Annotated in this window: 9 protein-coding genes and 3 pseudogenes; 8 read left to right on the top strand and 4 right to left on the bottom strand. The window is 44.6% G+C overall.

All coding sequences use genetic code 11. The annotated features are described in order from the left end of the window. Nucleotides 1-319: 319 nt before the first annotated feature. The 3 genes and pseudogenes from O9290_RS15310 to O9290_RS15300 form a co-directional block, all read right to left on the bottom strand. Entirely contained in the window at nucleotides 320-1363 is a 1044-nt protein-coding gene (locus O9290_RS15310; protein WP_288057301.1) for an N-acetyltransferase DgcN family protein, read from the bottom strand. Next, nucleotides 1356-2078: pseudogene (locus O9290_RS15305) on the bottom strand (enolase C-terminal domain-like protein); the annotation flags it as partial. The gene O9290_RS15310 and the pseudogene O9290_RS15305, both read right to left, overlap by 8 nt. Before the next feature lie 104 nt (nucleotides 2079-2182). Continuing rightward, nucleotides 2183-2512, bottom strand: a pseudogene (locus O9290_RS15300) (dipeptide epimerase); the annotation flags it as partial. Between the two features lie 207 nt (nucleotides 2513-2719). Here O9290_RS15300 and O9290_RS15295 point away from each other — a divergent pair. From O9290_RS15295 to O9290_RS15275, 5 genes are all read left to right on the top strand, one after another. Next, complete coding sequence (locus O9290_RS15295; RefSeq protein ID WP_288059659.1) at nucleotides 2720-3883, top strand: LptF/LptG family permease; 1164 nt, start codon at nucleotides 2720-2722, stop codon at nucleotides 3881-3883. A 60-nt stretch (nucleotides 3884-3943) separates the two neighbouring features. Continuing rightward, nucleotides 3944-4111, top strand: a complete 168-nt coding sequence (locus O9290_RS15290) for a hypothetical protein (protein WP_002759244.1) — start codon at nucleotides 3944-3946, stop codon at nucleotides 4109-4111. A 322-nt stretch (nucleotides 4112-4433) separates the two neighbouring features. Beyond that, on the top strand, nucleotides 4434-5777 hold the full coding sequence (locus O9290_RS15285) for an adenylosuccinate synthase (RefSeq protein ID WP_002759243.1): 1344 nt from the start codon (nucleotides 4434-4436) through the stop codon (nucleotides 5775-5777). 27 nt (nucleotides 5778-5804) lie between these two features. Beyond that, entirely contained in the window at nucleotides 5805-6362 is a 558-nt protein-coding gene (locus O9290_RS15280; protein ID WP_002759242.1) for a 50S ribosomal protein L25/general stress protein Ctc, read from the top strand. A gap of 408 nt (nucleotides 6363-6770) precedes the next feature. Next, nucleotides 6771-7115, top strand: a complete 345-nt coding sequence (locus O9290_RS15275) for a hypothetical protein (RefSeq protein WP_288087229.1) — start codon at nucleotides 6771-6773, stop codon at nucleotides 7113-7115. A 41-nt stretch (nucleotides 7116-7156) separates the two neighbouring features. Here the strand turns inward: O9290_RS15275 and O9290_RS15270 are convergent. Continuing rightward, nucleotides 7157-7588 (bottom strand): annotated as a pseudogene (locus O9290_RS15270) (hypothetical protein); the annotation flags it as partial. Between the two features lie 121 nt (nucleotides 7589-7709). Here O9290_RS15270 and O9290_RS15265 point away from each other — a divergent pair. The 3 genes from O9290_RS15265 to argC all read left to right on the top strand — a co-directional run bounded on the left by O9290_RS15265 (nucleotide 7710) and on the right by argC (nucleotide 10365). Continuing rightward, on the top strand, nucleotides 7710-8699 hold the full coding sequence (locus O9290_RS15265; RefSeq protein WP_002759240.1) for a DUF389 domain-containing protein: 990 nt from the start codon (nucleotides 7710-7712) through the stop codon (nucleotides 8697-8699). An 86-nt stretch (nucleotides 8700-8785) separates the two neighbouring features. Further along, the gene (locus O9290_RS15260) at nucleotides 8786-9049 is read left to right on the top strand and encodes a DUF3146 family protein (protein ID WP_002733391.1); all 264 of its coding nucleotides are present in this window, start codon (nucleotides 8786-8788) and stop codon (nucleotides 9047-9049) included. A gap of 254 nt (nucleotides 9050-9303) precedes the next feature. Continuing rightward, nucleotides 9304-10365 carry an N-acetyl-gamma-glutamyl-phosphate reductase gene (gene argC / locus O9290_RS15255; RefSeq protein ID WP_002759239.1) on the top strand — a complete coding sequence of 354 codons (1062 nt, stop codon included), beginning with the start codon at nucleotides 9304-9306 and terminating at the stop codon, nucleotides 10363-10365. Nucleotides 10366-10714: the final 349 nt, after the last annotated feature.

Here is a 10714-nt window from a genome sequence, read left to right as displayed (position 1 = left end):
GTGGATTAGAGATGAAGATTGATTGAATGAACCAATCATAGTTAAGACCGTTGGAAAAGAGGGTCTGTAGGCGCAGGGATTTCCCATTATGAATATAGTATCCTGTCAAGCTGCCTTTGTCAAGAGAAATTTTGACAACATCCAAAAAAACGTAATTGTAGGGGTAATTCATGAATTACCCCTACACCTATTACCCAGTCCAGTAGGGTGCGTTAGACGGCCAAAATTTCCGCTTTAACTTCAAGCTAACAATCCGTCGTAACGCACCACCATCGACTGTGGTTGAATTGATAACTGATTACTGCTCACTTATAACTGATTACTGATAACTGATAACTGATAATAACCCTTGAGCGCCAAAACGGACAACATCGGTACAAAATAACCCCGTTTCCTCCCGCACAGTTTCTATAGCTTTAACTGCCGCCTCCGGACTAAGATGAAAAGTATTTAAACTAATCCCCTTTACCTTCACCTCCCCGAAACTTCCCCCGGCGCTGGCAGTCATTTCGTAGAGTTTAATCACTTCCGTTAGGGGAGGGATGAGAATATCTGGTAAATCCTTGATATGAATTTGTCCAGCGCGATGGACGAGAATTAACCCCGTTGGTTGACTGCCACGCATTAAGGGCAAGGTAGCAGTGGATCCAGGGTGTAAAAGAGAGCCTTGACCCTCAATAAACAAAATATCGTTATTTTCTGCCGATTCTAACACCAAAGCCTCGATCGCACCAGCAGCATAATCGACGCGCACCGCATCCAAGGGTACACCTTTTCCCGCGATCATAATTCCCCCCTGTCCAGTGGCTAAAAATTGCGATTTTAGCCCTTTTTCTGAGGCTGCTCGATGTAATTCGATGCTAGTGGACATTTTGCCCACACTCATATCCGTCCCTACCGTTAGAATACGCTGACAGGTTAAATTTTTCGCCCGCGCTTGCCCAATTTTTAAGTCTTGGGGTTCCAGACGGATATCCCAAATCCATTGATCCGGTTTAAGCTGAGAAAAAAGGGGTTTTAGGGGTGTATGGAGTCCATTAACGAGGGATAACCCTGCATTTACCCCCTCTTTGATTTCTTCTAGCCAATGGGGTGGTAAAATGCCTCCTGAGGGTGCGATGCCAATTAACAGGGTATCGGGATGATAGGTTAGAGCTTCCCTAACAGTAGCAACAATCGGCAAGGGGCGATCGATTCCGGCCACTTCTTTTAAGGTGCTGCCGGCGCTTTCTGCGTCAATAATCGCCACTACCGGCGCTTTCCCGTAACGCAGATAACTTAACCCGGTTTTGCCGCGAGTTCCTTTGATTCCTTCGTGGAGAAGAATCGCTACTTTCTTGTCAGGAGTCAAATAATTAGTCATCTTCTGTCCGTAAACTAACACCCAAACCGGGTGAATTATTTGGTTGTAAACGTCCCCTTTCCAAGCTTAAACCCGTAAAGGGATCATCGCGTAAATTTAAATGACTATCTAGGTCAAGATAGTTGACAAGCGGGCCAAGATGTGCTAGGGCAGTATTGGCTAAACTGCTATCAGAGTAACATCCGAACATAATTTGCAGTCGGCAAGCTTGGGCAATATGAATCATTCTTTGCACTTCGGCTAATCCACCGGCTTTCATTAGTTTAATATTAATGCCGTGGACTCGATCGGCCAGTTTCGGGATATCTTGACTGGAAAAACAGCTTTCATCGACGAAGATAGGTAGGGGCGATTTTTGGTATAAATCGATTAAATCTCGTTCTTGTCCCGCAGATAGGGGTTGTTCCACATAAATAACGCCTTTTTCCTCTAACCATTGGCACATTTTCACCGCATCGCTCAATTTCCAACCACCATTAGCATCGACAGTTAGGGGCAAATGGGGGACAATTGCTTTAATAGCCAGAATTATAGCTCGATCGGCTTCTGTACCGTCCGGTGAGCCTAATTTGACTTTTAATAAGCTAAAATCGCCGATTTCTAGCCAATCTAACACCCTCTTCCCCACATTTTCTGGAGAATTTAAACCGATAGTAACAGAAACCGGCGGAATTAAAGAGCGATCGAGTCCAAAAATTTGCCAGAGAGGTAAATTAAGTAGTCGTGCAAAATTAATTTCCTAGTGAAGATAGGCAAGAGGCAAGGGGCAAGAGGCAAGAGCGGGGTTAGATATGTGTAATTAATTTTGCTTAGGTACTTAGCTTTTTTGCCTAACCAGTCGTGCAGCGCCGTGTCAATAGCGGCACGAGTAGCCGAAGATATCTGATTTTGCCATAAAATTTTCTCAATTTCTTGGCGTTGACAGGGGTGAAAAGATTGTAAAAGAGGAGCGATCGAGTTTAATTCTTGCAGGATTTTATCGGGTTTTTTCTCCTCACTGGTAATATCAAAAGGGGATGCCTCTCCCCACCCTTCGATATTTTCCTCGCTAATTTGCAGCCAAATATTAGTATTTTTACTGGTAGTGCCGCGACTAATCCTTAAAGGTACTCGTTTATGAATAGTAAAAGTTTGCCAGTTTAGCAGCATAATTCACCTCGGGATGATCGGGGAATAGGAACAGAAAAATTATCTACACTTACCCAAATCCTTACTTCTGTCCACTCTCCCCGCAATCATACAACTTCCGGCGGTGTTTTTCGTCAAAGACAAAATATGATAGGCTAACCGAAGGTGTAGGCAAGACGGCTGCGGGTTAGGAAATGGGATGAAATAGGAGTGAGTTAACCAAAATCAATGATTAAGAAAAAGATTTCTTACTGGGTAAATGGAGGTATTGCCCTCATTGATCGCTATCTGATCAGCCAACTACTACCCCCATTTTTATTTAGTGTTGGTTTATTTGCCTCTTTGGGAGTAGCGATCGGGAATCTTTCCGATTTAGCTAATCAGGTAGTTGATGCGAATCTACCCCTCGCTTCGGCCCTAGAAATTCTCCTGTTAAAAGTGCCAGAATTTGTCACTTATTCCCTACCAGTTTCTCTTTTGCTGGCCACTTTAATCACCTACGGTCGTTTAAGTAGTGATAGCGAAACCGTTGCCCTGCAAAGCTGTGGAGTCACTCTTTACCGTCTTTTTATACCCACTTTTTGCCTGAGTTTAATAGTGACAGTGGTGACATTTTTATTAAACGAATATGTGGTTCCCAATGCTAATTATCGAGCCACAGAAATTTTAGTGCAGAAAATTAATAAAGAAGCAAATTTTTGGAAAAATAAAGACTTTTATTATCCCGATTATGAAATAAAAACCCTAGAAAATGGTACGATTAATCGCAATTTAAGAAGTTTATTTTATGCCGAACAATTTGACGGTGAAAAAATGAAAACTGTCACCGTTATCCGTTGGCTAAAAGAAGAATTAAATCAAATTATTATCGCCGATTCGGCCCGTTGGAATGCCGTCGATAACGTCTGGGACTTTTTTAACGGCATTATCTATGAATTAACCCCCCCTAACGCCTCCTATAGCCAAGTTATCCCCTTTAAAGCCGAAAAAATCGCTTTATCTCGCTCTGCTTTCGATTTCGCTCGTCAAAGCCGCGATCCCTACGAGATGAACATACCACAGGCGCTCGAATATGTGCAACTGCTCAAACTCAGTGGCGATGAGAAAAGAGTCAGGTTTTTTCAAGTGCGAATCCAGCAAAAAATCGCCTTTCCCTTTGTCTGTATCGTCTTTGCTACCATTGGCTGTGCCTTGGGTTCTCTACCGCAAAGAATTAGTCGGGGAACCAGTTTCGGTCTCAGTGTCGCCATTGTTTTCCTCTATTATCTTTTAAACTTCTTAGTGGGCAGCTTGGGACTAACCGCCACCCTCTCCCCCTTCCTAGCTGCCTGGCTGCCTAACTTTTTCGGTTTTGGGTTAGGTCTGTGGTTATTATGGCGACTTAACGGTTAGACTTTTTTGAAAATTTTCGTCAAGATAGGAGACGTAGAGTTATAGCAGGCCCCTTAGTCTATGTTTCCCTTCTTCTTTAACACTTGTGGCAGCACTTCCCGTCAAGAATGTCAAGAGCGTAAATTAACATTCCTCAAATGGATGCGCGACGACCTCGAAACCCGTCTAGCGGGATTAAATGCCGCTATCGAAACTATCGAGCGTCAAATCAGTCGGGAAGGTCAATAAACCCTGAAAATAGGCGAGTTTTCCCCTCGCCTTCTCCCCACAATTAGCTAAGAGAGATAACGGCTCTTCGGTAATTGTTATGCAATGGACGGGGGTTATAAGGGATGGAACCCTTATAGAGAAAGGCATTTAGCGATTTTTGTCAATTATTTTTGATCTAGAGCGAACTAATCAATTAAGTCTCTTACCAGATAAGGATTTAGTCGATTTATGACCCCCTATCGAACCATACCAAGTAACGAAGAACCGAGATAACTTGACAGTTGTATTCGCCAAGAGGGATAATAGGAGTTTGTGTGAACTTTAGCTAGACTAAAATACCTTGGCTAACGTTATTGTAATCGGCGCTCAGTGGGGCGACGAAGGAAAAGGAAAAATCACGGATCTGCTGAGTCGATCGGCGGATGTGGTGGTGCGTTCTCAAGGTGGCGTAAATGCGGGTCATACCGTCGTCGTCGAGGGTCAAACGTTCAAACTCCATCTAATTCCCTCTGGGATTCTCTACCCGGATACGGAATGTATAATCGGCTCAGGAACAGTCATAGATCCCTCGGTGTTACTCAAAGAGATGGCGCAATTACACGCCCTCAATGTTACCACCGACAATCTCTATATCTCGCAAACGGCTCATGTCACTATGCCCTATCATCGGCTGCTCGATCAAGCATCCGAGGAAAAACGGGGTAAATATAAAATCGGCACCACGGGACGGGGTATCGGCCCCACCTATGCCGACAAATCCGAGCGCATCGGTATTCGAGTCATCGACTTGATCAATACCGAGAATCTGCGGCAAAAACTAGAATGGACGATCAATTATAAAAACGTCATTTTAGAAAAGTTATATAACTTACCGCCTTTAGATGCGAAGACGGTGATCGAGGAATATCTAGAATATGCCGAGAAACTGCGTCCCCATGTGGTCGATAGTTCCCTAAAAATCTACGAAGCAATCCGCAAGCGTAAGAATATTCTTTTTGAAGGGGCCCAAGGCACCCTACTCGACCTCGATCACGGAACCTATCCCTACGTTACCTCCTCCAATCCGATCGCTGGGGGTGCTTGTGTGGGTTCTGGCATTGGTCCAACGGTAATCGATCGAGTGATCGGTGTGGCCAAAGCTTACACCACTAGGGTAGGTGAAGGTCCATTTCCCACGGAATTAGAGGGGGAGATCGAGCAGTTATTATGCGATCGTGGGGCGGAATTCGGGACTACCACCGGCCGTCGTCGTCGCTGCGGTTGGTTTGATGCGGTGATCGGTCGTTACGCGGTGCGAATCAATGGTTTAGACTGTCTAGCGATCACCAAATTAGATGTTCTCGATACCCTAGAGGAAATCAAAGTCTGTGTTGCCTACCAATTGGACGGCAAAACCTGTCGCCATTTGCCCAGCAGTGCGATGGAATTCGCCCGTTGTCAACCGATTTACCGAACGATGCCGGGGTGGCAACAACCCACCAGCGATTGTCGAAGTCTGGAAGACCTGCCCAAACAGGCCCTCGATTATCTAAAATTCCTAGGGGCGATCATGGAAGTACCGATCGCTATTATCTCCCTAGGAGCTAGTCGCGACCAAACTATTATCGTTGAAGACCCCATTCACGGACCCAAACGCGCTCTTTTGGACGAAAATGGCTCACCTTGGGATAATCACGAATTTTAAATCATTGCTAAAGAGGATTAGTCAACTATGCAAGTTAGCGTTGAATGTCAAAAAAGACCCGAAAATATTAACCCCAGGGCCCTACGTCGTCAGGGTTTGATCCCGGCGGTTCTCTACGGCCACAGCGGCACGGAATCGGTTTCCCTCGTGGTGGGAGAAAAAGCGGCCTTAACCCTGCTCAAAAAGGCCTCGGTGAATAATACCCTGGTGGATGTTAATGTCCCCGAAATGCCCTGGACGGGAAAAGCTTTGATCCAAGAGGTACAATCTCATCCCTGGAAAAGAAATCTCTATCACCTCAGTTTCTTCTCCGTATCTGCCCACGGTAAGCTCGATATCGTTGTTCCGATTAAAGCCATAGGAGAAGCGATCGGAACTAAACAGGGCGGTTTAATCGAACAGTTCGTCAACGAAGTTAATGTCTCCTGTATTGCCGATAATATCCCGGAAGTGATCGAATTTGATGTGTCGGGGATCGGTGTGGGGCAATCCCTGCTCGTGGGTGATTTGAAAATGCCAGAAGGGGTGACTTTAAAAGATGATCCCCATACCACCGTTTTTGCCATTGTTGCCGCTAAACGGTAAATTAATTGATCGGTCGTCGGTGGTCGGGTTTTGGGGTGATAGGGTGATGAGACAGCTTCCCCCTCCCCAACCCCCACTCTGGCATAACTGCTACTGCATACTTTGTGCTTTTTGTCAAAAAAACTTTTTCTTTGCAATAAAACTACACAAAAAAAAGATCATCGTTGTGGGTGAAATTGACTAATTTACCTGTCTTAATTAGGATCACCCTGTAGGTGTGGCGAGGGTTTCAAGCATTGCTGTCCAAAAAAGCACAGGGTAAGCCACTATGAAATTCTATCAAATCGCTGTAACCATTGCAACATCGTTGTTAAATAAAAATCTTTCTCAATTAATTCTTAAGAATTTGTAAATATTGCGAAATGTTAATTTAAATATTCTCAAGTTTTTGGAGTCAATAAATAATTTTTGCTTATCTTTGGTGCACATTGGGTTAGAAGTAGGGAGTTAGGAGACAGGAGACTCCGAGACAGGAGACAGGAGACTCCGAGACAGGATTCAGGAGTCAGGAGACAGGAGGCAGGAGACTCCGAGACAGGAGGCAGGAGACTCCGAGACAGGAGATTATTTTTTTTATTCTCCCCACTACCCCACTACCCCACTACCCCACTTCCCCACTTCCCCACTTCCCCACTTCCCCACTTCCCCACACTCCACACCCCACACCCAACACCCCACACCCCACTTCCCCACTGCCCTCTCCGGTACTCCGGTGCGCCCCTCTCCCTGCTGCCATCTACTGGAGGGTTATAGCGTGAAAACGCTCAAATAGCTCCTCGCGGGCGGATTCGATTGATAATAGCCGTGCGCTGCAAAGGAGGCAAGAAATAGACCCCTTCGGGCCAATTCGGGTCTAAGGCCGCCCCAAAACCGTTTAATATAGTCTCACTAACCAGAGGCGCAAGAATCCATAAACGGGGCAAATTTTCCTGATTGTAGGGGCTATTTTCTCGTTTGGCCTGTCGCTGTAGTTCAGCAAAAACGGCGGTTAATTTCGAGAGACAATTACGCACATCGGCACGAGTGGGAGAATTACGATCGGGTTCTAGGAGAGGGTTCTTTAGGGCAATTTGACCTAATAATCCTAGATTATCGACAGTTATTTGCCCCTCTGGATGAGGCGAAAAAAATAGATCAATCTGTCGGGTTTCGTCGGTAATTTCTTTGCTAATTTCTACTTGGCCTAGGGGCGTTAACGAAGGCGGTCGGCAGATGGCAGCGGGCAGGAGGTTTCATCAATCGAGGCGAAGAAAAAACGGTAAGATTAGTTAAAGAAAATGATACAAATATACATTGATTAGACAAAAAAAGCTATAAGTAAAAGAAAAGTCAATCTTCCTCAGCCCCATGACGAGAAAAGAACGGCCCCACTCGTGGTTCTCAAGAAAACCCTTGACCTGGCAACAATCGCGGACTATGTGGCGCGATTTATGGTTAGAAGCGTCCCTCGATTTTCCCTATCTAGCTTTGATTGTCAGTTCTTGTGCGATCGCTACCTTTGGCTTAGTCGCCAATAGTGCGGCCGTGATTATTGGGGCGATGATTATTGCCCCTTTGATGTTGCCGATTCGTAGTCTGGCTTTTGGTGGTTTAATTGGCAGTTGGCGATTAATTCGTAAGTCGGCCTTGGCGATTTTAGTCGGTACGATTATCGCTTTAGCGATAGCTTGGTTTCTAGGATTATTAATCGGAATTTCTGAATTTGGTAGTGAAATTCAAGCCCGTTCTCAACCCAATCTTTTAGATTTAGGAGTGGCAATTACCGCAGGGGCAATCAGTGGTTATGCCAAAATAGAACCGAAAATTTCAGGTACTTTAGCGGGAACAGCGATTGCCGTGGCTTTAATGCCGCCAGTTTGTACGATTGGTTTAGGATTATCCCAAGGGAATTGGGTCTTAAGTTTGGGGGCAACTCTGTTATATATTACCAATTTATTAGGCATTGCTCTCTCCTGTTTGTTGGTCTTTTTGCTGGCAGGTTATTCTAATTTTCATCGGGCGCGTAACGCTCTAATTTTGACTTCTATCCTGACAGCAGTTTTGCTAATTCCGTTAGGAATAAGTTTTGCAACTCTGGCCAATCAAGCTCGCTTAGAAAGGTTGCTCAAAAAAGCTTTATTACAACGAACGATTACTTTTCAACGGGCAGAATTATTGGAATCTTCGATTAATTGGCTCAAGCAACCTCCCCGGGTGAGATTAGTAGTAAGAACTGCGGAAAGTATTACCCCCAGACAGGTAGAATTGTTGGAAGAATTCATTACTAAGGAAATGGGGCGACCTTTTCAATTAAATGTCTTGGTTTCTAAGGTTAATGAAGTCACTGCCCCAGAATAAAGTCGAGAAAATTAGCTCAAGTAATGACAAACAAGGATTAATTCGCTATCTTAATGTTTGATATTTAATCTATAGGTAGGGTTCAGGTGAGTGGCGGCAATCGACCAGAAAGCACGGCTTATGTGCGGATAATTAAGCAATCTTGGCAAACGGGGAAATTAGAGGGAGAAGTGCGGACGGAACAATATCAATGGCGTTTTCAGTGGCATTTTCTTCAAGGCAAGTTATTAGTACAACCTTCCCTAGGTAGGGCTTTGATTTTTGAACCCTTGAATCGGTTTTTAGAACGCTACGATTATCAATTAGAACCGGGAGGAGATTATGAATTTACGGTGCGCTCAAAATTTTAAATATGGGGGATTGAATTACAGCCTTTCTCCTAAGGATGAAGTTTAACTTAATTTGGCATCATAAAAGGAAAACCTTGTACCTCATCATTAAGATAACTGCCTATTGATCAAAAGAAATTGACGGTTTATGGACAACCCGGCCGAGATACTAGGTTTTTAAAGGAAGTTTTTTGATTTAAATCCTGCCGGTTAGGCTAAAATTCAGCCATACTAAAGCGTTATATTAACGATAAGAATTTTTAGGAATAAGGGAAATGACGCAAGAACAGAAGGTTTCAGTGGGTATTGTCGGCGCTTCCGGATATGGTGGCGTACAGTTGGTACGTTTGCTCAAAGAACATCCCTTCGTAGAATTAGCCTATCTGGGGGGCGATAGTAGCGCCGGAAAACCCTACAGTGATTTATATCCCCATCTCGGTCATAGTATTAATCTTAATGTGGAGGCGATCGATTTAGAGACAATTGCTTCCCGTTGTCAAGTGGTTTTCTTGGGTTTACCCAATGGTTTAGCCTGTGATTTAGCCCCTCCTTTGATCGCTAAAGGGTGTAAAGTGTTGGATCTGTCGGCAGATTATCGTTTTACTAGCCTAGAAACCTATAGTAAATGGTATGGCAAGGAACGTCAGGATCAAGCGATCGCATCTACGGCTGTGTACGGTTTACCGGAACTTTATCGGGAAGATATTAAAAATGCCTCTTTGATCGGTTGCCCCGGATGTTATCCTACTGCTAGTTTAATGGCGATTTCTCCCCTGTTAAAACAGGGTTTAATTCTCCCGGAAACCACGATTATTGATGCCAAATCGGGAACTTCGGGAGGGGGAAGACAAGCTAAGATTAATATGTTATTGGCAGAAGCAGATAATTCGATCGGGGCCTATAATGTAGCGGGAAAACACCGTCATACTCCCGAAATCGAGCAGATTTGCAGTGATTTAGCCGGCCATGAGGTGCGCGTTCAGTTCACTCCCCATTTAATGCCCATGGTCCGAGGTATCCTGTCCACAGTCTATGCAACTTTGCGGGATCCCAATCTGGTGCGGGATGATTTAATCACTATCTACAATGCTTTTTATCGCGCTTCTCCCTTTGTCAAAATCCTACCGGGGGGAGTCTATCCACAAACTAAATGGGCCTGTGGTACTAATTTATGTTATCTCGGTATTGAAGTGGATCCGAGAACCGATCGAGTGATAGTGATGTCAGCGATCGATAATTTAGTTAAGGGACAATCGGGACAAGCGGTACAATGTCTTAATCTCATGATGGGTTGGGAAGAATCCCTTGCTTTGCCGCAAATGTGTTTTTATCCTTAAAAATTCCTGGATGCGTTTAACCGGGTACATCTCATTTTTGTAAATCTACTGAGTTGGGATTTTTAAAGGGAAACTATCTGCTAAAATTGGTCATTACTTCCGATTTTATCACTCAATCCAAGCCTTTGGGGGGTTCTACCCCCCAAACCCCGGAGCGCATTAGTTTTTCGGTGGGATGCTTACACGCAGCTGCTGATACATTTGTAATTAGGGTTTGCTGAAAAAGCTTTTCCTGGGGGCAGGGTGTGGGGTGTGGGGTGTGGGGTGTGGGGTTTCATCGATTTTCAGGTGGTCAACTACCTAATTTTCAGGGAAAAAGTCCAGGAATTTTCCCCCCGATCCCCGCAAT

Source organism: Microcystis sp. LE19-41.2A (genome assembly GCF_027530405.1).
Lineage (GTDB): Bacteria > Cyanobacteriota > Cyanobacteriia > Cyanobacteriales > Microcystaceae > Microcystis > Microcystis aeruginosa.
The sequence above is the reverse complement of the archived record's forward strand: the minus strand, read 5'-3'. Positions and strand labels throughout refer to the sequence as shown.

Coding starts and splice junctions, on each gene's coding strand:
- O9290_RS15265 (WP_002759240.1), top strand. CDS start 7,710: ATGACGAGAAAAGAACGGCCCCACTCGTGGTTCTCAAGAAAACCCTTG.
- O9290_RS15310 (WP_288057301.1), bottom strand. CDS start 1,363: ATGACTAATTATTTGACTCCTGACAAGAAAGTAGCGATTCTTCTCCAC.
- O9290_RS15295 (WP_288059659.1), top strand. CDS start 2,720: ATGATTAAGAAAAAGATTTCTTACTGGGTAAATGGAGGTATTGCCCTC.
- argC (WP_002759239.1), top strand. CDS start 9,304: ATGACGCAAGAACAGAAGGTTTCAGTGGGTATTGTCGGCGCTTCCGGA.
- O9290_RS15290 (WP_002759244.1), top strand. CDS start 3,944: ATGTTTCCCTTCTTCTTTAACACTTGTGGCAGCACTTCCCGTCAAGAA.
- O9290_RS15280 (WP_002759242.1), top strand. CDS start 5,805: ATGCAAGTTAGCGTTGAATGTCAAAAAAGACCCGAAAATATTAACCCC.